This is a genomic window from Jannaschia maritima (genome assembly GCF_030973515.1).
In the GTDB taxonomy this organism is placed as follows: domain Bacteria; phylum Pseudomonadota; class Alphaproteobacteria; order Rhodobacterales; family Rhodobacteraceae; genus Jannaschia; species Jannaschia maritima.
In genome coordinates, this window is sequence record NZ_JARGZA010000013.1 from 1 (window position 1) to 23015 (window position 23015).

24 protein-coding genes and 1 pseudogene are annotated in these 23015 nt (G+C 69.7%); 15 read left to right on the forward strand and 10 right to left on the reverse strand.

Going from position 1 to position 23015, the window contains the following annotated elements; all coding sequences use genetic code 11:
* Positions 1-186 (reverse strand): annotated as a pseudogene (locus P0084_RS12980) (thioesterase); the annotation flags it as partial.
* A gap of 65 nt (positions 187-251) precedes the next feature.
* Between P0084_RS12980 and surE the strand changes: the two are divergent.
* The 7 genes from surE to P0084_RS13015 all read left to right on the forward strand — a co-directional run bounded on the left by surE (position 252) and on the right by P0084_RS13015 (position 5514).
* Positions 252-1037, forward strand: coding sequence for a 5'/3'-nucleotidase SurE (surE, locus tag P0084_RS12985; RefSeq protein ID WP_308917289.1), 786 nt, complete (start codon positions 252-254; stop codon positions 1035-1037).
* Between the two features lie 96 nt (positions 1038-1133).
* The gene (locus P0084_RS12990) at positions 1134-1751 is read left to right on the forward strand and encodes a protein-L-isoaspartate(D-aspartate) O-methyltransferase (RefSeq protein WP_308917387.1); all 618 of its coding nucleotides are present in this window, start codon (positions 1134-1136) and stop codon (positions 1749-1751) included.
* 49 nt (positions 1752-1800) lie between these two features.
* On the forward strand, positions 1801-2970 hold the full coding sequence (locus tag P0084_RS12995; RefSeq protein WP_308917290.1) for a peptidoglycan DD-metalloendopeptidase family protein: 1170 nt from the start codon (positions 1801-1803) through the stop codon (positions 2968-2970).
* Between the two features lie 109 nt (positions 2971-3079).
* Complete coding sequence (locus P0084_RS13000) at positions 3080-3316, forward strand: twin-arginine translocase TatA/TatE family subunit (RefSeq protein WP_308917291.1); 237 nt, start codon at positions 3080-3082, stop codon at positions 3314-3316.
* A gap of 28 nt (positions 3317-3344) precedes the next feature.
* The gene (tatB, locus tag P0084_RS13005; RefSeq protein ID WP_308917292.1) at positions 3345-3779 is read left to right on the forward strand and encodes a Sec-independent protein translocase protein TatB; all 435 of its coding nucleotides are present in this window, start codon (positions 3345-3347) and stop codon (positions 3777-3779) included.
* Positions 3776-4672 carry a twin-arginine translocase subunit TatC gene (tatC, locus tag P0084_RS13010; RefSeq protein WP_308917293.1) on the forward strand — a complete coding sequence of 299 codons (897 nt, stop codon included), beginning with the start codon at positions 3776-3778 and terminating at the stop codon, positions 4670-4672. Before tatB ends, tatC begins: the two co-directional genes overlap by 4 nt.
* Positions 4669-5514, forward strand: coding sequence for an ATP-binding protein (locus tag P0084_RS13015; RefSeq protein WP_308917294.1), 846 nt, complete (start codon positions 4669-4671; stop codon positions 5512-5514). The genes tatC and P0084_RS13015 overlap by 4 nt, the downstream gene beginning before the upstream one ends.
* Here P0084_RS13015 and P0084_RS13020 read toward each other — a convergent pair.
* From P0084_RS13020 to P0084_RS13035, 4 genes are all read right to left on the reverse strand, one after another.
* Positions 5499-6191, reverse strand: coding sequence for a VPLPA-CTERM sorting domain-containing protein (locus P0084_RS13020; RefSeq protein WP_308917295.1), 693 nt, complete (start codon positions 6189-6191; stop codon positions 5499-5501). The genes P0084_RS13015 and P0084_RS13020 overlap by 16 nt on opposite strands.
* A gap of 209 nt (positions 6192-6400) precedes the next feature.
* Positions 6401-6913, reverse strand: a complete 513-nt coding sequence (locus P0084_RS13025; protein ID WP_308917296.1) for a superoxide dismutase family protein — start codon at positions 6911-6913, stop codon at positions 6401-6403.
* A gap of 62 nt (positions 6914-6975) precedes the next feature.
* Positions 6976-7674, reverse strand: coding sequence for a corrinoid protein (locus tag P0084_RS13030; protein WP_308917297.1), 699 nt, complete (start codon positions 7672-7674; stop codon positions 6976-6978).
* Positions 7675-7749: 75 nt separating this feature from the next.
* Positions 7750-8724 (reverse strand): SGNH/GDSL hydrolase family protein, encoded by a 975-nt coding sequence (locus P0084_RS13035; protein ID WP_308917298.1) that lies wholly within the window; start codon positions 8722-8724, stop codon positions 7750-7752.
* Positions 8725-8837: 113 nt separating this feature from the next.
* On the opposite strand from P0084_RS13035, the gene P0084_RS13040 reads away from it, so the two are divergent.
* The gene (locus P0084_RS13040; protein WP_308917299.1) at positions 8838-9911 is read left to right on the forward strand and encodes a PA0069 family radical SAM protein; all 1074 of its coding nucleotides are present in this window, start codon (positions 8838-8840) and stop codon (positions 9909-9911) included.
* Positions 9912-10009: 98 nt separating this feature from the next.
* On the opposite strand, the gene bmt is transcribed toward P0084_RS13040, so the two are convergent.
* Both bmt and P0084_RS13050 read right to left on the reverse strand, forming a co-directional pair.
* Positions 10010-11020, reverse strand: coding sequence for a betaine--homocysteine S-methyltransferase (bmt, locus tag P0084_RS13045; protein WP_308917300.1), 1011 nt, complete (start codon positions 11018-11020; stop codon positions 10010-10012).
* Between the two features lie 118 nt (positions 11021-11138).
* A complete protein-coding gene (locus P0084_RS13050; protein WP_308917301.1) occupies positions 11139-11462 on the reverse strand; it encodes a DUF1476 domain-containing protein in 324 nt (107 codons plus the stop codon).
* Positions 11463-11572: 110 nt separating this feature from the next.
* Here P0084_RS13050 and purC point away from each other — a divergent pair, with 110 nt between their 5' ends.
* The 6 genes from purC to P0084_RS13080 all read left to right on the forward strand — a co-directional run bounded on the left by purC (position 11573) and on the right by P0084_RS13080 (position 17868).
* The gene (purC, locus tag P0084_RS13055; protein ID WP_308917302.1) at positions 11573-12334 is read left to right on the forward strand and encodes a phosphoribosylaminoimidazolesuccinocarboxamide synthase; all 762 of its coding nucleotides are present in this window, start codon (positions 11573-11575) and stop codon (positions 12332-12334) included.
* A gap of 1 nt (position 12335) precedes the next feature.
* Positions 12336-12572: a phosphoribosylformylglycinamidine synthase subunit PurS gene (gene purS, locus P0084_RS13060; protein ID WP_308917303.1), complete on the forward strand. Its 237-nt coding sequence runs from the start codon at positions 12336-12338 to the stop codon at positions 12570-12572.
* A 58-nt stretch (positions 12573-12630) separates the two neighbouring features.
* A complete protein-coding gene (locus P0084_RS13065) occupies positions 12631-13665 on the forward strand; it encodes a zinc-dependent alcohol dehydrogenase family protein (RefSeq protein ID WP_308917304.1) in 1035 nt (344 codons plus the stop codon).
* A gap of 386 nt (positions 13666-14051) precedes the next feature.
* Positions 14052-14723, forward strand: a complete 672-nt coding sequence (gene purQ / locus P0084_RS13070) for a phosphoribosylformylglycinamidine synthase subunit PurQ (RefSeq protein WP_308917305.1) — start codon at positions 14052-14054, stop codon at positions 14721-14723.
* A gap of 32 nt (positions 14724-14755) precedes the next feature.
* Positions 14756-16525, forward strand: a complete 1770-nt coding sequence (locus P0084_RS13075; RefSeq protein ID WP_308917306.1) for a sensor histidine kinase — start codon at positions 14756-14758, stop codon at positions 16523-16525.
* Between the two features lie 11 nt (positions 16526-16536).
* A complete protein-coding gene (locus P0084_RS13080) occupies positions 16537-17868 on the forward strand; it encodes a sigma-54-dependent transcriptional regulator (RefSeq protein ID WP_308917307.1) in 1332 nt (443 codons plus the stop codon).
* Between the two features lie 54 nt (positions 17869-17922).
* Here P0084_RS13080 and P0084_RS13085 read toward each other — a convergent pair whose 3' ends face one another.
* Genes P0084_RS13085 through P0084_RS13095 form a run of 3 tightly spaced genes read right to left on the reverse strand, consistent with a single transcriptional unit; the run spans position 17923 to position 19279 of the window.
* Entirely contained in the window at positions 17923-18531 is a 609-nt protein-coding gene (locus tag P0084_RS13085; protein ID WP_308917308.1) for a hypothetical protein, read from the reverse strand.
* Positions 18528-18950, reverse strand: coding sequence for a hypothetical protein (locus P0084_RS13090; RefSeq protein WP_308917309.1), 423 nt, complete (start codon positions 18948-18950; stop codon positions 18528-18530). The genes P0084_RS13085 and P0084_RS13090 overlap by 4 nt, the downstream gene beginning before the upstream one ends.
* On the reverse strand, positions 18950-19279 hold the full coding sequence (locus P0084_RS13095) for a hypothetical protein (protein ID WP_308917310.1): 330 nt from the start codon (positions 19277-19279) through the stop codon (positions 18950-18952). Before P0084_RS13095 ends, P0084_RS13090 begins: the two co-directional genes overlap by 1 nt.
* A gap of 495 nt (positions 19280-19774) precedes the next feature.
* Here P0084_RS13095 and P0084_RS13100 point away from each other — a divergent pair, with 495 nt between their 5' ends.
* Positions 19775-22999: an Rne/Rng family ribonuclease gene (locus tag P0084_RS13100; protein WP_308917311.1), complete on the forward strand. Its 3225-nt coding sequence runs from the start codon at positions 19775-19777 to the stop codon at positions 22997-22999.
* Positions 23000-23015: the final 16 nt, after the last annotated feature.

Consider the following 23015-nt stretch of genomic DNA (forward strand, 5'->3'; position numbering starts at 1 on the left):
GGCCAGGGCGAACATCGCCGGCCCCGACACGGTGCCGCCCGGGCGCAGGTGGCGGTCGTCCGGCATCAGCCGCACGCGGACGCCATCGTCGGTGACCGCGTCGATCGCGAATTCCGGCCCGATCTGATCGAAGTCGCGTCGCAAGAAGGCGCGCAGCGCATCCACGTCCATCGCCGGCATCGTCATCGAATCCCCCCCCGCGTCGCCACCCCCGTCTGGACGCGCCCGCGCGCGCGGTCTAGGGCGCGGTCATGCGCATCCTCATCACGAACGACGACGGCATCGGCGCACCCGGGCTGGCCGTCCTGACCGAAATCGCGGGCGACATCGCCGGCCCCGACGGGGAGGTCTGGACCGTCGCCCCCGCCTTCGAGCAGTCGGGCGTAGGCCATTGCATCAACTACGTCCGCCCGACCCTGATCTCGTCGATCGGGGAGCGGCGCATCGCGGTGGAAGGGTCGCCCGCCGATTGCGTCCTGGCGGGGTTGGGCCACGTCGTCGACGGACCCGTGGACCTGGTCCTGTCGGGCGTGAACCGCGGCAACAATTCCGGCGAGAACACCGTTTATTCGGGCACGATCGGCGCGGCGATGGAGGCCGCGTTGCAGGGCGTGCCAGCCATCGCGCTGTCGCAGTTCTACGGGCCCGGCAACGTGTCCCTGGACGACCCCTTCGAATCGGCGCGCGCCCATGGCGGCGATGCGGTCCGCAGGTTGCTGGCGGACGCGCCCTGGGGCGGCGACACGTACCAGTTGTTCTACAACGTCAACTTCCCGCCCCTGTCCGCCGACAAGACGCGCGGCCTGGCCGCCGTGGCGCAGGGCTATCGCGGGCACGGGCGCATGGGGGTGACCGCGCAGACGTCGCCGTCGGGGCGCGAGTACCTTTGGGTCGGCGGTTCGGCGCAGGGCGAGCCCACGGCGCCCGGCACGGACGTGGCGGCCAACGTGGACGGCTGGATCAGCGTGACGCCCATGCGATGCGACCTGACGGACCGCGCGGCCCTGGACGGGCTGTCGGGCGTGCTGGACGCCTGAGATGGAAGCGGGGGCCGTGCCGATTGGGGCGGGGGCCGTGCCGATGGGGGCGAGGGCCGCTTCGATGGGGATCTCGGCGTGACGCCCGAGCAGACCATGCGCCTCCTGGTCGCGCTGCGGTCGGCGGGCGTCACCGACGCCCGCGTCCTGGGCGCGTTCGAGCGGATCGACCGTTCGATCTTCGTGTCCGACACGTTCGCGGACGCGGCCTTCGACGACACCGCGCTGCCCATCGCGGCGGGCCAGACGATCAGCCAGCCGTCGGTCGTGGGCCTGATGACGCAGGCCGCGCGGGTGGGGCCGCGCCATGTCGTGCTGGAGGTCGGGTCGGGGACGGGCTACCAGTCCGCGATCCTGTCGCAACTGGCGCGACGTGTCTATTCGGTGGAGCGTCACCGGTCGCTGGTCCGCATGGCGCGCGCCAACCACGCGGCGCTGGGCCTGACCAACGTCACGGTGATCTCGGGCGACGGCAGCTTCGGCCTGCCCGACCAGGGGCCGTTCGACCGCATCCTGGTGACGGCCGCGGCGGAGGACCCGCCCGGCCCGCTGTTGAGCCAGCTTCGCGACGGGGGTAGCATGGTCGTGCCGGTCGGCGTGTCGGACCACATTCAGACGCTGATCAAGGTCACGCGGGACGGGGACGGCTTCGACTACGAGGAGCTGATGCCGGTGCGCTTCGTCCCGTTGATCGAAGGCATCGAGCAGGAATAGACGTCCGCCATGGCCGGAACGGCCGGGGGCGCGTCGCAGGGGGGTCGTGATGACCGAACGAACGTATCGCCGGGCCGGTCGGGTCGCGGTGCTGGGATGCGGGGCGCTGCTGTTGGCGGCCTGCGCGGACGGGTTGGACGTGGATCTGCGCGAAGGTCTGCCGGGCGGGCTGGACACGACCGACGCGGCGCTGGGCGCCACGGCGGACCGCCCCACGCCGGACGCCCGGGGTCTGATCACCTATCCGAACTATCAAGTCGCCGTCGCGCGGCGGGGCGACACGGTCGCGGACGTGGCGGGGCGCATCGGCGTCGACGCGGCGCAGCTGGCGCGGTTCAACGGCCTGGCCGCGGATGCGGGGCTGAACGCGGGCGCCGTGCTGGCCCTGCAGAGCCGCGCGGGCGCGGCCGGCGGCGGACGCGACATCGCCAGCATCGCGGGCGCGGCCATCGACCGCGCATCGGGCGCGGCCCCCGGCACCGCGACCGCCAGCGGGCCGGAGCCCGTGCGCCACCGCGTCGCGCGCGGCGAGACCGCGTTCTCGATCGCGCGGCTCTACGGCGTCACGCCGCGTGCGCTGGCCGACTGGAACGGGCTGGGCGCGGATCTGGCCGTGCGGGAAGGGCAGTTCCTTTTGATCCCGCTGGTGCTGCCCGGCACGACGGCGGGGGTCGTGGACGCGTCCGTCGAGCCGGGGCGCGGCACCGCCACGCCGGTCCCGCCATCGGCGTCGTCCGCCCTGCCGGAGACGATCCAGGCCGAGGCGCTGCCCCCCAGCCCCAACCTCGACCAGTTCCGCACGGATGCCGCGCCGCCGCCGCCCCCGGAGGCGGCCCCCGCCGCGCCAGCTCGGTCGGAGGCCGCGTCGGGCGGCATCCGCCTGCGCGCGCCGGTGTCGGGCAGCATCCGCCGGGGCTATTCCGCGTCGAACGAGGGGCTGGACTATGCCGCGGGTGCGGGCGCCGCGGTGTCGGCGGCGGCGGACGGCACGGTGGCCGCGATCACGCGCGACACCGACCAGGTCCCGATCCTGGTTTTGCGTCACGACGGGGGCTTGCTGACCGTCTACGCCAACATCGACCAGATCGTGGTGTCCAAGGGCGACAGCGTGCGCGCGGGCCAGCGCATCGCGTCCGTGGGACCGGGCGAGCCGCCCTTCCTGCACTTCGAGCTGCGGCGCGGCCTGGACCCGATCGACCCGACGCCGTTCCTGCGCTGATGGCGCGCGGGGGCGCACAAATCGCCGCCCCCGTCTTTCAACCGGGATCGGATGCGATTAGGTTCCCGACGGGATACGCGCCCATCGTGGCGCCGGAGGGAGTCGAACAATGCTGAACAACATCGGCCTGCCTGGCCTTCTGCTGATCGCCGTCGTCGTGCTGGTCCTGTTCGGGCGGGGCAAGATCTCGTCCCTGATGGGCGAGGTCGGCAAGGGGATCACCGCGTTCAAGAAGGGCGTCAAGGACGGCTCGGAGAACGACGACGCGGCCATCGCCGCGGACGGTCCCGTGGACACGGCCGCCACGCGCGACGTGACGCCCGAGGCCGAGGACAAGAAGGTCTGAGGCCGGGGCCGGGCCGGGGAGCGGGGCCGTGACGCAGCCCATGGTCTTCGACCTGGGACTGGCGGAGATGCTGGTCATCGGCGTGGTCGCGCTGATCGTCGTCGGCCCCAAGGACCTGCCGATCATGTTTCGCAAGATCGGCGAGGTGACGGGCAAGGCCCGCCGGATGGCGCGCGAGTTCCAGAACGCGATGAACGACGCCGCCCGCGACAGCGGCGTGGACGACGTCGCGGGCGACCTGCGCAAGCTGTCGAACCCCAAGCGGTACGGCATCGACACCCTGAAGGACGCGACGAAGGACCTGACCGCATGGCGCCCGGACGAGGACGCGCCGGCGCCGCCCCGGACCGGTGACGCCGATCGCGCCGCGGCGCGCAAGGCCGCCGCCGAAACGGCCAAGCCCGCAGCGGACGCGCCCGTGCCGGACCCCGCGGCGCCCGAACCGGCGGACCGATCGGCATGAGCGCCGTGGACGATCGCGACGCGCATATCGACGCGAGCGCCGCGCCTCTGATCGAGCATCTGGCCGAGTTGCGGACCCGCCTGATCCGCGCCGTGGCGGCGTTCCTCGTGGGCATGGTGATCTGCTTCGCCTTCGCGCAGGACCTGCTGGCCTTCCTCCTGGGTCCGATCGAGGACACGATGCGGTCCCTGGGCGACCCGAACCCCAGCATGCAGTACACCGCGCCGCAGGAATACTTCTTCACGCAGATCCGCGTGTCGGTCGTGGCGGGGCTGATGGTGTCGTTCCCTGTGATCGCGCACCAGTTGTGGCGGTTCGTGGCGCCCGGCCTCTACAGGACCGAGCAGTCGGCCTTCCTGCCGTTCCTGCTGGCCTCGCCGCTGCTGTTCCTGTTGGGCGCCGCCTTCGCGCATTACGTCGTGGTGCCGCTGGCGATGCAGTTCTTCCTGGGCTTCGCCGACGTGCGCGAGGTCATCGTCGGCGTCATCCCGACGGAGGTGCCCGAAGGCGTGGTCATCACCGAGCCCGTGGCGCCGGCGGACGATGGCGGAATCGACATCGTGTTCGACGGCAAGGTGAACGAGTCCCTGGACATCACACTGAAGATGATCGTGGCGTTCGGCCTGTGCTTCCAGTTGCCCGTCCTGCTGACCCTGATGGGCAAGGCGGGCCTGGTCAGCGCCGACGGGCTGGGTCATGTGCGCAAGTACGCCGTCGTGGGCATCCTGCTGCTGGCCGCGCTGGTCACGCCGCCCGACGTCATCACGCAGATCATCCTGTTCGTCGTCGTCTATGGCCTCTACGAGGTGTCGATCCAGTTGGTGCGGATCGTGGAGCGCAAGCGCGACGCACGCCTGCGGGCCGAAGGACTGCTGGACGGCGACGACGAATGACGGACGACCCCCTGGTCCGCATCGCGGATGCGCTGGACCGGCTGGCGCCCGCGCGGACGGTGCTGCCGGACGACTGGTCGGCCCCCGTCTTCCTGTGGACCGCCGATCCCGACGCGCTGCGGCCGGTGCCGCATCCCAGCCGGATCGACCTGGACCTGCTGGTCGGCATCGACCGGCAGCGGGACACCTTGCTGGCGAACACCCGTCGGTTCGCCGAAGGGCTGCCCGCCAACAACGCGCTCCTGTGGGGCGCGCGGGGGATGGGGAAGTCGAGCCTCGTGAAGGCGGTGCATGGCCGGCTGGAGGGGACGGGGCTGAAGCTGGTCGAGATCCCGCGCGAGGATCTGGCCAGCATCCCCCGCCTGCTTGCGGTCCTGTCCGGGCGGCCGGAGCGGTTCGTGCTGTATTGCGACGACCTGTCGTTCGAGCAGGGAGACGCCGCGTACAAGTCGCTGAAGGCCGTCCTGGACGGTGGGGTGGCGGGGCGGCCCGGGAACGTCCTGTTCTATGCCACGTCGAACCGCCGTCACCTGATGGCGCGCGACATGATCGAGAACGAACGCTCCACCGCGATCACCCCGTCCGAGGCGGTGGAGGAGAAGGTCAGCCTGTCGGACCGCTTCGGCCTGTGGCTGGGCTTCCACGCCTGCGACCAGGACGCGTTCCTGGCGATGATACGGGGCTATTGCGCGGCCTGGGGCGTGGACGTGCCCGCCGAACGCCTGCGCGCGGAGGCGGTGGAATGGCAGGCGACGCGGGGCTCCCGTTCGGGCCGCGTCGCCTGGCAGTTCTTCGTGGACCTCGCGGGGCGGGAGGGCGTGGCCCTTCAGACCCTCCGATAGCGGGTGGCGAAACCGAGGGCGCCCATGCCCGCGATCAGGAGCCATGCTCCCGCGGGCAGGGGCATCGACGCCAGAAGAAGCGATCCCTGGTCGTTGCGGAAAAGACTGTACTGTTCGGTAAGCCCGTTACCGCTGAAGGTGAACGTCAGACGTGTCCGGGGATCCTCCATCGCCGAGACGAGATCGGAGAACGAGACGGCGTCGTAATAAGAGAAATTCCGGCCGGCGGGATTCCAGATTTGATGCGACACCTCTATTTCGCCGTCCTCGCCGAACACCGAGGTGAATTCGTCGGTGAACCCTTCGTGGACCGATCCTGTCATGGATGCATAGGAACCGTATATGTACCCGGTGCCACGCTCGTACGCTACGCCGGCGCTGCCGAAGAAGTACGCATCGTCGAGATCTGGTTCGAAGCGGTCCAGGGACCGGCCCACGTTCACCGATACGATGCCCTCGATCGAAAGGGCGAAATAGCCATCGTGATAGGCGAAACCGGTGACGTTATCCGTGTCGTTGTAGCTGTCGCGGGCCAGCCTGATATCCATCTTCCGGCCGATGAGATCGAGCGATTGGGGTTGGTCGGGCGAAACGATCACGACCGTCGCGGCCGACGCAGCGGGTACCGAGACCGAAAATGCCGCAATCAGGATGGCTGACAGGATATTGAGTTTCATTCGTGCGGTCCGATCCGAGCGGAGTTTCGTATAAAGAAATGGTTAATGATCCGAAGGATTACCGGGCAAGCGGAATCGAGGACCCGTCACCGGCACCCGCATTTGCATGTCAGGGGATCGAGGCGGGCCGCGAGGTCAGCCGCATGTGTGGCCGACCTGCGCCCGTCACGATCCGCGCCGCCCGAGTCGCCGGGACGATCGCGCTTGCCTCATTCGTCCATCAAGTTCAGCACCGCGCAAGCGATCCGGTCGCCCGCGGCTCCGCCGGGCTGGCTGACGAAGTCGTCGGCCTCCGAATGGACGATCAACGCGGCCCCGTCGGCGTCGCGCAGGTGATCCTCGACGGAGATGCGTTCGTTCAGCGCCTCCATCGCCAGTTCCCCGTCCTCGCCGACATAGGCGTTGGGCAGGTCGCCGGGATGGGGCCCGCCCTCCACCAGCCCGTGGTTCATGCCGTCCCCGATGTGGTCCCCGGCGGAGGAGAAGTCGCCCACGCATTCGCCCACCTCGTGCAGGTGGACGCCATGGGTGCCGGGCGGGATGTCGATGGCCTGCACGATGATGCGCGTGACGCCCGACGCCGTCTCGAAGACCGAGACGGAGCCGATGTTCTCGCCCGCGCGGTTCTGGATGTCGCCGGTGACGCGGGCGCCGACATGGCCGTCCGCCGCGGCGGACCCCGCCGCCAGGATCACGGCCGTCGCCAGGATGTGGGTTCGCATGGGTTTCCTCCCGTCTGTTGCTCGACGGGAAGCTAGCGCCGCGGGCCGTACGGCCCAGGGCGTCAGGCGCGCATGTTGTGGCGGCGGGCCACGAACTCCTTCGCCGTCTCCACCGCGACGGCTGCGTCCCGGCAATAGGCGTCCGCCCCGATGGCGCGCCCGAACTCCTCGTTCAGGGGCGCGCCGCCCACCAGGACGATGTAGTCGTCGCGGATCCGGCGTTCGACCATCGTGTCGATCACGGTCTTCATGTACGGCATCGTGGTCGTCAGCAGCGCGGACATGCCCAGGATGTCCGGCTTCTCCGCGTCCAGCGCGGCCATGTACTTGTCCACGTCGTTGTTGATGCCCAGGTCGATGACCTCGAAGCCGGCACCTTCCATCATCATCGACACCAGGTTCTTGCCGATGTCGTGGATGTCGCCCTTCACGGTGCCGATCACCATCTTGCCGACCTGCGGCGCGCCCGTCTCGACCAGCAGCGGCTTCAGGATGGCCATGCCGCCCTTCATCGCGTTGGCGGCCAGCAGCACCTCCGGCACGAACAGGATCCCGTCGCGGAAGTCGTGGCCCACGATGGTCATGCCGCCGACCAGGGCCTTCGTCAGGATGTCGTAGGGGGTCCATCCGCGTTCCAGCAGGATGTTCACGCCCTCCTCGATCTCCTCCCTCAGGCCGTCGTAGAGATCGTCGAACATCTGCTGCACGAGGTCGTCGTCGGACAGCTCGCTCAGGACGATGTCGTCGCCGTCTTCCGCCATGATGCCGGTCCTTCCGTGCCTCGTGTGCCGCCCGCCTTGCCGCCAAACCGCCGGCGGGTCGCAGCGGATTGCGACCTAGGCCCGTCTGCCAACGACACGCAGGCTCCCCACGGCGCCCAGTCCGGCCATCAGCAGCGCGATCGTCGCCGGCAGCGGCACCGGGGTCGGACCGTCGATCGCGTCGATCGCCACGTCCGAGATGATGGCGTGCACCTGCGTCGTGGGATGCAGTGCATCGAAGAACAGGAAGCCGGTGGAATCCGGGCAGGCTTCGACGACCTCCAGGTTCTGATCCTGGATCACGCAGGGCAGAAAGGGCTGGGTGATGTCGAAGGCCAGCGGATCGGCCAACAGCGCGTCGAAGATGCCGGCGATATCCACTTCGAAGACGGTCGCGCCCGCATCGCGCAGGACGTCCGCCTGATCGGCGATGGCGACGTTGAACGCCTGCGTCGCCAGGGTCGCCTCCGCCGCGAGGTCCGGGTTCGCCAGCGCGTAGAGGGGGATGCGCCCTAGATCGGGCAGGTTGAACAGCAGGATGTCGTCGAACCCTTCGTTCAGCAGGACCAGGCCGGCATCGCCGATCGCCTCCGCCGTCCGCTCGGCCAGGATCACTTCGTCCGGCCCTCCGATGAACGCGCGCAGATCGTTGCCGCCGAACCAGAGCGCGAGCAGGGGGTTGTCGCCGATCAGGGCGCGGACTTCTGCGTCGCCGAGCAGTTCCTCGGTCTGGATGTCCAGATCGGGCAGGAAGTCCCCATTGTCGACGGCCGTCGCCCCGCCGACCGCGAAGCTGAAGCCCGGTTCGGACGCGGTGAGCGCGTCGCTCGCGAAGTAGTCGACCCAGATCGGCCCGTCCGAAAAGCGCCCTTCGAAGTAGGGCGGGTCGGACGCCAGCGCCCCGTTCGATATCGCATTTGCCCGACCCAGGTCGGACAGGCTATCGCCCAGCACGACCAGACCGGTGAAGTCGTCCACGGATGCACCGGATGCCGTCGTTGCGCACAGCGTCGCGGCGATCCCAAATGCGCGGATTGACAGCTTCGACATTCGGATTCTCCCAAGCCAATGTGGTTCGACCGTTAACCTTTGTCGGGACTTCCACAACGGCTACATCGCGTCTTGCCTTGATGTTCCGTTTTTGTTCTAACGTGGCCATGTCCATGATAAACGATATCGAACGCATCGTGCCGACCCCCACCCGGGGGGCGGTCACGAATGCCACGGGCCGCTACGAACGTCACACCCGGTCCCGGGTGGCGGACGGCTGGACACCCGCCGAGGCGACCGTCCTGCGGACGGAGGTTCGGGACGAAGGCGTGCGCAGGGTGATCTCGTCAAACGCGTCGCCGGATCTCGGCTTCGACCGTTCGATCAACCCCTATCGCGGGTGCGAGCATGGGTGCGTCTACTGCTATGCCCGGCCCACCCACGCCTGGCTGGGCCTGTCGCCCGGCCTGGACTTCGAAACGCGGATCACCGCCAAGCCCGGGGCCGCGGACGCCCTGCGCCGGGAGCTTTCGGGCCGATCCTACGTCCCCCGCCTGATCGCGCTGGGCGCCAATACCGACCCCTACCAGCCGGCCGAACGCGATCGTCGCATCACCCGCGGCGTGTTGGAGGTCCTGCGCGACTTCCGCCACCCGGTCGCCGTGACGACGAAGGGCACCATGGTCGAGCGGGACGCCGACGTCCTGGCCGAACTGGGCACGGATCTGTGCCGCGTCGGCCTCAGCGTCACGACGCTGAACGCGGACCTGGCGCGCAAGCTGGAACCGCGCGTCCCGTCCCCCGCGCGCCGCCTGCGGGCGATCGAGGTGCTGGCCCGCGCGGGGGTCCACGTGCGCGTGATGGTGTCGCCCGTGATCCCCGGCCTGACCGACCACGAGGTGGAGGCGGTGATCCGCGCCGCGTCCGATGCGGGTGCGGTGGCCGCCAGCATGATCCCCCTCCGCCTCCCGCGCGAGGTGGCGCCGCTGTTCGAGGAATGGCTTCGCGTCCACTATCCGGAACGCGCCCGCAAGGTCCTGAACCGCATCCGGTCCTTCCACGACGGCAAGCTCTACGATGCGGGGTTCGGCCAGCGGATGCGGGGCAGGGGGGTGCACGCCGACCTGCTGCAGGCCCGCTTCAAGCGCGCCTGCGCCGAGGCGGGCGTCGCGTTGCGGATGCCGCCCTTGCGGACCGACCTGTTCCGCGTGCCGCAGGTCGAGACGGGGCAGATGTCGCTGTTCTGACGGCAGCCGTGCCCGGCTTCCTGGGGCACGATCCGGTCGCGCGGCGCGGGGATCGATGCCGGGGAACCGAGCCCGCGACCGTAACCCGGGCCGCCGCCCTAGGCGCGCGCGCGCCTGCGGCGTCCGCTCCGGTCCCGGGCGGGCTTGGCCGCGACGCCGTCCCCGTCCGACGAAAATCCCCCAAGGGCCGCCTCGATCGCGTCCAACGTGGGCCGTGGCCCCTTCGGACGCTCCTCCAACGCCGTTCGCATCGCACGCAGATGCGCGGGCGTGGTCCCGCAGCATCCCCCGACGATGCGCGCACCCGCGTCGCGGGCCAGGCACGCGTAATCCGCCATCAGGTCCGGCGTGCCGTCGTAATGGATGTGGCCGTCGACGTATTTCGGGATGCCGGCATTGCCCTTCGCGATCAGCGGCCGGTCGACCGTCCCGAAGCCCAGCAAGGTGCGGACCAGGTCGGACGCCCCGACGCCGCAATTCGCCCCAAACGCCACGGGCGGATGGTTCAGCTTGCCGACCATGCGCGCCATCCCCGGCGCGTTCGTACCCATCATCGTCCGGCCCGCTGTGTCGAAGCTCATGGTCACGCACCAGGGCATCCCCGCCAGGGCGGCGGCCTCCGACGCGGCGCGCAGCTCCTCGGGCGCGCTGATCGTCTCGACCCATAGGACGTCCGCGCCGCCCTCCTTCAGGCCCTCGGCCTGTTCGTGGAAGATGGCCACCGCATCCGAATGGGTCAGGGGGCCCATCGGCTCCATGATCTCGCCGGTCGGTCCCATCGAACCGGCGACGACCACGTCGCGCCCGGCGGCATCGGCGACCTCGCGCCCCAGGGCGGCGCCCAGGCGGGACAGATCGCGCGCCCGATCCTGCGCGCCGTGCAGCTTCAGCCGCGCGGCGTTCGATCCGAACGTGTTGGTCAGGAACAGGTCCGAACCCGCCTCCACCGCCCCGCGATAAAGGGCGCGCACGTCGCCCGGACGGTCGGCGTTCCACAATTCCGGCGGATCGCCGGATTCGAGCCCCGCGTTGAACAGGTTCGTCCCCGTCGCCCCGTCGGCCAGCAGCCAGTCCCGGGTCGCGAGCAGGGCGGTCAATCGATCGGTCATCGAACCCTCGGCAAGCTGCGCGTCACGTTCGCCATGACCGCGCGCGGGGCCGCGCGCAATCGCCGATGCCTCAAGAAGATCCTGAGCGGTTCGAAAGTCGGGTGCGGGCGGGGCCCGATCAGCCCTCCACCTCCTCCATGACCTGACGCTTCGCGTCGCCCTTCAGCGCGGTCATCTTCGCGCGCAGGTCCGCCTCCGACACCTTGTCCCCCAGGTCGCCGTGGACCTTGCGGAACACGTCCTCGTCGCCCGCCTCCTCGAAGTCGGACTTCACCACCTCGCGGGCATAGTCCTTCAGCGCGTCGCCGGACTTGCCCAGGATGCCCCCGGCCCATTCGCCCAGCAGCCGGTTGCGCCGCGCCTCCACCTTGAACTGAAGCTCCGCGTCGTGCGCGAACTTGCTTTCGAAGCTCTTCTGGCGGTCGTCGAAGCTGCCTGCCATGGCGTATCCCTCTCCTCTGGTCCAGTCCGGGATATGCGGGTCGGCGCGCTTGCGGACAAGGGGGCCTTTGCCTATGTGGGCCAGGCACGGCCAACCCTGGGGCACCCGACATGGCGAGACGGAAGAAGGTCTACGAAGGCAAGGCCAAGATCCTCTATGAAGGTCCCGAACCCGGCACGCTGGTCCAGTACTTCAAGGACGACGCCACCGCCTTCAACGCGGAGAAGCGGGACGTCATCGACGGCAAGGGCGTCCTGAACAACCGCCTGTCGGAATTCTTCATGCAGGGCCTGAACGGGGTCGGCGTGCCGACCCACTTCATGCGCCGCCTCAACATGCGCGAGCAGTTGATCCGCGCGGCCGAGATCATCCCGTTGGAGGTGGTCGTCCGCAACGTCGCTGCCGGGTCGCTGTCCAAGCGCCTGGGGATCGAGGAAGGGACCGCCCTGCCGCGCCCCATCATCGAGTTCTGCTACAAGGACGACAAGCTGGGCGACCCCCTCGTCACGGAGGAGCACATCATCGCCTTCGGCTGGGCCAGCCAGCAGGATCTGGACGACATCGTGGCGCTCGCGCTGCGGGTCAACGATTTCCTGTCGGGCTGCATGATGGCCGTCGGCATCAAGCTGGTGGACTTCAAGATCGAGGTCGGGCGCGTCTGGGACGGAGACTTCCAGCGCCTGATCCTGGCCGACGAGATCAGCCCCGATTCCTGCCGCCTGTGGGACATCGAGACGGGCAAGAAGCTGGACAAAGACGTGTTCCGCCAGGATCTGGGGTCGCTGTCCGACGCCTACACGGAGGTCGCGCGCCGCCTGGGCGTGATCCCCCACAATTCGGGGCCCGTGGCCCGGCCCACGCTGATCAACTGACATGCGGGTCCGCGTCACGGTCATGCTGAAGGACGGCGTCCTCGACCCCCAGGGGGAGGCCGTCCGCCGCGCGCTGGGAACCATGGGCTTCGACGGCGTGCAGGGCGTCCGGCAAGGCAAGCTGCTGGAGCTGGACCTCGCGGACGGGACCTCGCGGGACGAGGTCCGCGCGATGTGCGACCGCCTGCTGGCGAACACGGTGATCGAAAGCTACGCGATCGAGATGCCCGCCGGTTGACAGCCGCGCACGGGATCGGCCCCATCGGCTCGTTCCGTTCCACGACCCGGAGGGCACCATGCGCGCCGCCGTCATCCGCGAGTTCCACGCCGACCTGTCCATCGAGGACGTCCCCCATCCGGACTGCCCGACCGATGGCGTGATCCTGCGGGTCATCGCCTGCGGCGTGTGCCGGTCGGACTGGCACGGCTGGACGGGTCACCATCCGCGCATCGCGCTGGGCCATGTCGGCGGCCACGAATATTGCGGCGAGGTGGTGGAGGCCGGGCCGGACGCGACCTTCGCCGTGGGCGACCGGCTGATCGCGCCGTTCATCCTGGCCTGCGGCACCTGCCCGCAATGCCGGATGGGCGCGCAGAACACCTGCCTGGACCAGCGCCTGCCCGGCTTCACGCAGCCGGGCGCGTTCGCCGAGTACCTCGCGGTGCCGCGCGACCACAATCTCGCCCGCCTGCCCGACGATCTCGATCCCGCCCTCGCCGCCGCCCTGGGCTGCCGGGTCACGACGGCGTGGCACGCGCTGACGGGCCGGGCCGCCCTGGCGGGGGGCGAATGGCTGGCCGTCCACGGCACGGGCGGCATCGGCCTGTCCGCCGCCCTGCTGGGGCGGGCGCTGGGCGCGCGCGTGGTCGCCGTGGACGTGGTGCCCGAGAAGCTGGACCACGCGCGGTCCCTGGGGGTCGATGCCGTGGTCCTGGCGGGCGACGACACCGCCGCGCGGATCCGGGACATCACCGATGGCGGCGCGCACGTTTCCGTGGAAGCGCTGGGCATCCCCGTGACGGTCGATGCGTCGGTCAAGTGCCTGCGTCCGCTTGGCCGTCACGTGCAGGTCGGCATGCCGTCCGTCGAGCACGCCACCATGCCCCTCGACATGGCATCGGTCTATGCCGGCAACCTCGCGCTGTTCGGCACGCGGGGGATGCCGTCCTGGCGCTATCCCTCCTTGCTCGCGCTGATCGAGGCGGGGCAGGTGGACCTGTCGCCCCTGATCGCCCGGAGGGTCGGCCTGTCGGACGTGGGCGCGGAGCTGGCCGCTTTCGACGGACCCACGCCGCCGGGCGTCGCCGTCGTCACCGACTTCGCCGCCTGACCCACCGGGCGGCGACCGTCCCCCGCACGAATGCCCCGCCCCGGGCGAATCACGCGATCCGTCCGACACCGCGCAGACGCGGGGCAGACGGAACGCAGACACCCGCCGGACCGGCCCGATCGGCCCGTCCAACCAAGCCGCTGGTCCTTTGCGGCATGCGTGGGGCCGTTGTTTCCCTGACGATCGCCCCCGGTTGCATCGCCACCCGCTCGGACGCACACTGACCGTGCCGACCCGTCCCGCCCACCCGCGGAACGCATGAATACTCGCCGCACCGCAGCATGACGGGCGGCGCCACCGCCCCCCGAACGGGATGCCCTCCACCCTCGCCAAGCCGCCGCGGCCATGCGATGGGGGCGCATCGCGACCCCAGGCGGAGTGGACGGATGAAGGCGGCGGTACTGGTCTTTCCCGGCTCGAACTGCGACCGCGACCTGGCCGTCGCGTTCCGCCAGGCGGGGTTCGACGTGGACATGGTCTGGCACCGCGACGCGGCGCTGCCCATCGGCACGGACGTGGTGGGCGTGCCGGGGGGGTTCAGCTATGGCGACTACCTGCGCTGCGGGGCCATCGCCGCGCGGTCGCCCATCGCGGCGGCGCTGCGGTCGCACGCGGACCGCGGCGGCTACGTGCTGGCGCCCTGCAACGGGTTCCAGATCGTCACCGAGATGGGGCTCCTGCCCGGCGCGCTGCTGCGCAACGCGGGCCTGAAGTACATCTGCGACACCGTTCCGTTGCGGGTGGAAACGGCAAGCAGCGCCTTCACCGCGCGCTGGGGCGTGGGCGCCGAGATCGCGCTTCCGATCGCCCACCACGAGGGTAACTATGCCGTGGACGCCGACACGCTGCGGATGTTGGAGGCCGAGGACCGGATCGCCCTGCGCTACCTCGCCAACCCCAACGGAGCGGCGGACGACATCGCCGGGGTGCTGTCCGCCAACCGCCGGGTGCTGGGGCTGATGCCCCACCCGGAACGGGCCTGCGAGACGGCGCATGGGCGGATCGACGGGGCGGCGCTGTTCCGCGGGCTGGCGGAGGGGATGCTGGCCCGCGCTTGATGGGGCAGGGCCGCTCTGTCAGGACGGGCGGAATGCTCGGCCGCCCCGACATCTCGCCGCCGACCACCGAGGATCGGCCCCGCCTGCGCCTGCCCTGGCTGGTTCGCGTCCTCCTGCTGCTGCTGCTCGCCGGCCTCGTCGCCGCGATCGCGGCGGCCAACATCGTCCTCACCGACCGCTTCGTCGAATCCACCCGCGAACGGGCGGAGTTGCGCCAGTCGCTGTACAGCGGGGCGATCCTGTCGGAGCTGCAGCGCAACTCCGTGGTGCCGCTTCTCCTGTCGCGGGATCCCACGCTGATCGCCGCGTTGAAGGCCCGCGACTTCTCCGCGTCGAGCCAGCGGCTGATCTCGCTCGTGGACGAGATCGGGGCCGCCTCCATCACGCTTCTGGACATGGACGGGCGCACCGTCGCGGCCACCACGCGCGAGGATCTGGGCGCCAGCTACGTCGACGCGCCGTTCTTCCTCGACGCCATCGCGGGCAACGACACGGTCTTCACCCTGTCCCCGACGGAGGCGGGCACCTTCCGGGCCTCCTTCAGCCGCCAGGTCCGCGACGGCACGGAGGCGCTGGGCGTCCTGCAGGTCGAGGTGGACATGGTCCAGTTCGAACGGCGCTGGCGCGGCACGACGGCGGCGGTGGTTGTGACGGACGCGCAGGGCCGCGTGATCGTGTCGACCGAACCGCGCTGGCGGGGCCGCTCGCTGGACGATGCGCTGGCGACCTTGTCGGTGCCGTCCGCGCTCGACCGCGCGCTGTCGCGCACCACGCCCTTCGGCGGACCGGGGGGCGAGACGTTGGAGGACGGCGCTCTCCTGCAGCTGGAGACGCGCATCCCGTTCCGGGGCTGGCGCCTGATCAGCTTCACGTCCTACGAATCGGTACGCGACCGGGTGAACGGGATCATCCTGCTGATCGTCACCGGCTTCGCGCTGACCCTGGCGCTGGGGTTCTACCTGCTAAACCGCCGGACCGCCCTGCGCTCGTTGCTGTTCCAGCAGGAATCCGAAGCCCTGCGCCGTTTAAACGACCGCCTGTCGCGTGAGGTCGCGGAGCGCGAGCGCGTGCAGGAGGAACTGAAGGAAACGGAGCAGAGCCTGGCGCAGTCCTCGAAGCTGGCCGTCCTGGGCGAGATGTCCGCCGCCGTCAGCCACGAGCTGAACCAGCCCCTGGCGGCGATGAAGACGTACCTCGCGGGCGCCAAGCTGTTGATGCAGCGCCGGCGTCCGGACGAGGCGTTGTCCAGCTTCCAGCGCATCGACGACCTGATAGACCGCATGGGCGCCATCACCCGGCAACTGAAGTCCTATGCCCGCAAGGGCGGCGAGGGGTTCGAACGGTTCGACCTGCGCGCCGCCATCGGATCGGCGCTGACCTTGATGGAGCCGCAGTTGCGCCAGCAGGAGGTGCGTCTGACCCAGGTCCTGCCGCCCGAGCCCGTGATCGTGGAGGCCGACCGCCTGCGGATGGAGCAGGTGGTCATCAACCTCGTGCGCAACGCCATCGACGCGATGCGCGGCCGCGACCGCCGCGAGTTGGAGATCCTGCTCTTCGCGGCGGAGGACGCGACCCTGTCCGTGCGCGACAGCGGGCACGGCATCGTCGAGCCGGACCAGTTGTTCGAGCCGTTCTACACGACCAAGACGGCGGGCGAGGGGGTCGGGCTGGGCCTGGCGATCAGCTCGAACATCGTGAAGGAATTCGGTGGGCGGCTGACCGCCCGGAACGCGCGGTCCGGTGGTGCGGTCTTTGAAGTTCGCCTGCCGCGGTTAGATATCCCTTCGGAAGCAGCCGAATGAATGGTGGACGCATGACCGAACAGACGCGCATCGCGATCGTCGACGACGAGCAGGACATGCGACAGTCCATCAGCCAGTGGCTGGCCCTGTCGGGCTTCCGCACGGAAACCTACGGTTCCGGCGAGGAGGCTTTGAAGAACCTCGGCTCCGAGTATCCCGGCGTCGTCATCACCGACATCCGCATGCCCGGCATGGATGGCATGACGCTGCTCCGCCGTCTCCTGTCGCAGGACAGCAGCCTGCCGGTCATCATGATCACGGGGCACGGCGACGTCCCCATGGCGGTGGAGGCGATGCAGCTGGGCGCCTACGACTTCATGGAGAAGCCGTTCAATCCGGACCGGCTGACCGAACTGGCTCGTCGGGCCGCCGCGACGCGCAAGCTGGCGCTGGACAACCGCGCCCTGCGGCGCGAGTTGTCCGACGGCAGCGTCTTGATGCGGAAGCTGATCGGCACCTCGCCCCCCATGGAACGCCTGCGCGAGGACATCCTCGATCTGGGACAGGCCGATGGCCACGTCCTGATCGACGGCGAGACGGGGACCGGCAAGACACTGGTCGCCCACGCCCTCCACGCGGTCGGCCCCCGCGCGGGCCGGACCTTCGCCCTGCTGTCCTGCGCGGCCCTGACCGAATCCGACCTCGGCACGAAGCTGTTCGGCCCGACCGAGGACGGCCTGCCTCTGGTGGAGGAGGCGCGCGGCGGAACCCTCGTGCTCGAGGACATCGAAGCGCTGCCGATCAGCCAGCAAGCCCGCCTGCTGACCTTCATCAACGACCAGGGCACGCCGGCCGAAACGCGCATCGTCGCCATCTGCAACGGCTCCGACCCGTCCAAGTCCTGCGAGCAGGCGCTGCGGTCCGACCTGTACTATCGCCTCGCGGCGATGAAGCTGACGCTGCCGCCTCTGCGGGCGCGGGGCGAGGACGTGCTGACGCTGTTCACCCACTTCGCCGAAGGCTACGGCGAGGAATACGGCGCCCAGCCCCCGCAGCTCGCCGCGCAGGAGGCGGCCCAGCTGCTGCAGGCCCCCTGGCCTGGCAACGTGCGGCAACTTATGAACCTAGCGGAACGTGCGGTTCTCCAGCAGCGCCGCGGCACGGGGTCCATCGCGTCCCTCCTGATGGCCGACACGGAGGAACAGGCGCAGACCCCGCAGGTCACGACCGAAGGCAAGCCCCTGAAGGAATACGTCGAAGCGTTCGAGCGGATGCTGATCGACAACACGATGCGCCGTCACCGCGGATCGATCCAATCGGTGATGGACGAGCTGTCACTGCCCCGGCGGACCCTGAACGAGAAGATGGCGAAGTATTCGCTGAGCCGTTCGAACTACCTCTAGGTCGGGTCGCGCCCGGTGATCGTCCATCGGCGGCGCGCATCCCGTGGGTCTTCCTCATGCGATGGTGTGGGGGAACCAGTACGGATGCACGCAGCCCGCGATCTCGACGAAGGTCGCCCCGGGCTCGTCGAGACGGGGATAGAGCGCAGGCAGGTCGTCCAGGGCGACCGGCGCATCCACGGGCGGGTCGCGGTACAGGTGCAGCATCGACACGCCGTTGCGGTCGAGGACATCTATGCCCAGCGGGCGGAACGGCGCGTCGGACGGCAGGGCCGCGTCGCTTTCCATGGCCCCGACGATCCCCCCCAACGGACCGTCCTCGCCCGAGTGGGCGTCGAGCGGCCAGCGAAGGACGTAGCGGTGCAGCCCGACGCCCGGGGGGGCGGGGTCGGCAAGGCAGCTGAGCGCGTCCTCGACGCTGCGGAACAACCCGAACGTCTGCCAGAAGGGATCGGCCCAGACGGTATCCGGCACAACGCGTTGCCAATCGTAGTCCTGCGCCCCCTGCGGCACGAACAGTTCCGGCGTGGCGGCGCGGTCGAAGGAGACGGGGACAAGGTCGGGGCGGTGCGGGATGCCATGGGCATGGGCGAACCGTGACAGGTGATCGCCCTCCAGCCGGACGTCGTAGCCCAGCAGCCACCTCCCGAACGCGCCGCTCATGTCCCTGCGCCGGGAATGACGTTCGGGCCCAGGTCGGACGGGTCGAAGTCGCCCGGCCCGACATCGTCGGGCAGGCACAGGACCTTCCTTCGGTCCTTGTTCCAGAAGCACGCGCAGGTGGTCGGGTTCTGGATGCGCACCTCGAAATGGACGTGGCTGCCCTCGCACGGCCAGTGGGGGCGGCTCGGGGGCACCCAATCAACGCGGTAGCGGACGGTGCCCTTCGGCGGAACGCATTCCCCGCAATCGCAGTTGCGGCACTCGCGCGCGCGCTCGATGACCTCCGACAGTTCCCGGGCGATGTAGTCGCCGATCAGTTCGGCCACCTTGCTGAGCAGGATGATCCCACCGATGATCACCGCGCCCGCGATGATGCCATCGACGATCAGCTTGCCTATCGGGATCGCGATCGCGCCCATCAGCGACGGTCCCCGATGGCCAGCATCCGCGCGATCTGGTCGAAGGACCAGTGCCGCAACTCGTCGATGCGCGTCAGGGTGCGGGCGAAGGCCGGATGGGTGTCGCCCAGATGCGTCAGCAGGACCAACCATGCCAGGCCGTTCGGCGTGCGCACGTTCAAAGCCTTCCGCCTGTCGAAGGCGCGCGCGACGGACGCGTCCAGCCGATCGCGGTCGGTGCCCGCGAAGAACGGCAGGGTCGTCAGATAGTCGACCAGCTTCTGTCGGTCCCGCTCGTCCAGACGGTCGCGCACCACCTGCCGTTGCGCGTTCGTGATGGTGAAACCCATCCTGCCGGCCCCTTCGTCCTTCGGTCCATCCCAAGGATAGCGTGCTCGGGGGAATTGCGAAGATCCGTTCGCCACGGACAGGGAAAATGGGCGGTGTCCCTCCACCCCGCCGATTCCGATTGCCCTTCCGGAGGTTTTGCCCATAAGTTGCCCGACGGGTCCGCGGGCGCCTTCGGGCGGCGGGACCGGTGGAATTCTTCTTCATGACGGCAGGCTGACGAAGGGCCGCCACGTGACTGAAGCATGGAAGGGGCGCGGTTCCGTGAACGCCCCTTTGGTTCGCTCGGACAGCTACGTCCGGGTCGTAGGATGGCCCGGCGGCGTGCGATCACGCCGGGGGGTCGAGGTGAAGCGCGATGATGCACGCGACGCAAGCGCAAGCGCGACGGCGGTCCGACCGCCGGGTGCCGCTGCGTCCCGCATCCGCAATCGTTGGACAGGCCAGACCGTCGGCGCCCCCCGGGGCGATCCGAAGGCGTGCCTGCGTTGGGATACATGGCGAAGAAAATGCTTATCGATGCCACCCACCCGGAAGAGACCCGGGTCGTGGTGGCGGACGGAAACAAGGTCGAGGAATTCGACTTTGAAAGCCTGAACAAGCGGCAGCTTGCGGGCAACATCTATCTGGCGAAGGTGACGCGGGTCGAACCGTCGCTCCAGGCGGCGTTCATCGACTATGGCGGGAATCGGCACGGCTTCCTCGCCTTCTCGGAGATTCATCCAGACTATTACCAGATCCCGAAGGCCGATCGCGACGCGCTCCTGGCCGAGGAACGCGCTTACGCCGAGGCCCTCGCCGCGCGCGAGTCGGCGATGGGCGACGAGGAAGCCGACGACGAGGACGCGGCGTCCGACGACGACGATGCCCCCGCGGCGGAGGACAAGCCCAAGCGCAAGTCCCGCACCCGGTCCCGCCGGAAGAAGAAGGACGCCCCGGAGGAGGCTTCGCCCGACGCGCCCGACGCCACCGATGCGGAGGGGGCCGGGGACGCCTCGCAAGACGCGTCGCCCGTCGGCGACGAAGACGCGACCGCGGCGGACGCCTCGGACGAGGCGTCGGACGGTCCCGACGTCGAGACCGTGATCCGCGAGGAGGCCGCCACCGAGACCGGGATCGTGTCCGGCGGGGCGGCGGACGTGTCCGAGGCGGCGGAGGCCGAAGGATCCGACCGGCCCGATTCGGATCCCGAGGCGGATCCTGACCGCACGATCGCGGAAAGCGCGGGCCTGGAGGACAAGACCCTGTCGGAGGGTGACGATCCAGAGGACGACGGTGCCGCGACGGATGACGTCGCGGGGGGCGACGCACCGGCCGACGCCGCGTCTGGGGAGGACGCCACACCTCATTCCGACGCCCCGGCACAGGATGCGAGCAACGACGTGTCCGAGGCGCCGGACGGTGCCGCGGAGGAACCGTCCGGTCCGTCCGGCATGGACGTCGTGGATTTGGACGGTGGCGCGCAGGACGATGCCGCCCCCGTCGAGGATCCGACGCCCCGCAAGCGGTCCCGCCGCCGGTCCCGCAAGGACGCGGCCGACAAGGACAGCGCCGTGCAGACGGTGGCCGACGACGACGAGACCGACGATATCCGCGTGCCGCCCAAGCCGCGGGCCCGGAAGTACAAGATCCAGGAGGTCGTGAAGGTCCGGCAGATCATGCTGGTGCAGGTCGTCAAGGAGGAACGGGGCAACAAGGGCGCCGCGCTGACGACCTACCTTTCGCTGGCGGGCCGCTATTGCGTCCTGATGCCCAACACCGCCCGTGGCGGCGGCATCAGCCGCAAGATCACCAACGCCGCCGACCGCAAGAAGCTCAAGGAGATCGCGCAGGAGATCGACGTCCCGCAGGGCGCCGGTCTCATCGTGCGGACCGCGGGCGCCAAGCGGACCAAGTCCGAGATCAAGCGCGACTACGAATACCTGCAGCGCCAGTGGGAGCAGGTGCGCGAACTGACGCTGAACTCCATCGCGCCGGCGCCGATCTACGAGGAAGGCAATCTGATCCACCGATCGATCCGCGACCTCTACAACCGCGACATCGACGAGGTGGTCGTGGCGGGCGAGGCCGGGTTCCTGCAGGCGCGCGACTACATGACCCTGATCATGCCGACGCACGCGAAGAACGTGCGCCAACACGACGATCCGCTGCCCCTGTTCGCGAAGCACGGGGTCGAGAACTACCTCGATTCCATGTTCAATCCGACGGTCCAGTTGAAGTCGGGCGGCTACATCGTCATCGGCATCACGGAGGCGCTGGTCGCGATCGACGTCAACTCGGGCAAGGCCACGAAGGAAGGCTCCATCGAGGATACGGCGACCAAGACCAACCTCGAAGCCGCCGAGGAGGTCGCGCGCCAATTCCGCCTGCGCGACCTGGCCGGCCTCATCGTGATCGACTTCATCGACATGGACGAGCGGAAGAACAACGCCGCCGTCGAGAAGCGCTTGAAGGACAGCCTGAAGAACGACCGCGCCCGCATCCAGATGGGCCGCATCAGCGGCTTCGGCCTGCTGGAGATGTCACGCCAGCGCTTGCGTCCCGGCATGTTGGAGGCGACGACCCAGCCCTGCGCCCATTGCCATGGCACGGGCCTGATCCGGTCGAACGACAGCCTTGCGTTGCAGGTGCTGCGCGCCCTGGAGGAGGAGGGCACGCGCAAGCGATCGCGCGAAGTCCTGGTCAAGCTGCCCGTCCAGGTCGCCAACTACCTCATGAACGAGAAGCGCGAGCATCTCGCCCTGATCGAGACGCGCTATGCCATGGCCGTCCGGGTCGAAGCCGACCCCGCCCTGTCGGGCGAGGATCACCAGATCGAGAAGTTCAAGACCGCGACCCGCCAGGTGCCCAAGGCGCCGGCGAACGTCGTCCAGACCGACACCTCCTGGACGTCCACCGCGGAGGAGGGCGACGAGGCCGGAGCCGAGGCCATCGAGGGCACTGCGGAAGACGTGACCGAGGATACGCCCACCGAACCAGAGGCGGAAACGGAGGCGGACGCGACGGCGGAGGACGACCGCCCGAAGAAGAAGCGTCGCCGCCGGTCGCGCCGGCGCAAGGGCGGCGGCAATGGTGACGACCTGCCGTCCGCGGACGGCGACGGGGACGCGTCGGCCACCGCGGAGGGCGAGGCGACGCCGACGGAATCCGGTGACGACGAGGGCGACGCCGATGCCCAGTCCGGTGGCGACGCGGAGGATAAGCCCCGTGGCCGCGGCCGCTCCCGGACGCGGTCCCGTCGCAAGACCGAACCGGATGCCGACCAGGACATCGTTGCCGACGCCCCCGCGGCGGAAGCCGCGCCATCCGACGCGCCAGCGGGGTCGTCGGCTTCCGATACCGTGGAAACGCCTTCGATGGCGGAGGATCGGACCGGATCCGATGCGTCTATTCCGTCCGACCCCCAGCCGGAACCGGAAGCCCCGGCCGAGGCCGAGTCAGCGAAGCCCAAGCGCCGCACCCGAACCCGAGCCAAGGCGCCCGCGCCCTCGCCCGAGGTGGTGGAGGCCGCGAACGCGGCCGATGCCGCGGCCGATGCCCCGGCGGACGAGGGGGACGATGCCTCCGCGACCGCGATGCGTTCCGAGGCCCCGGAGAAGCCGACGGACGCCGCGCCCGATGCGGCGGGGTCCGACGACGCGCAGCCGGACGATGCAGGGGACGCATCGGACGAGGCAGCCAAGCCGAAGCGGCGGGGCTGGTGGTCCGCCCTTCGCGGCTGATCCTGCATATGGCGTC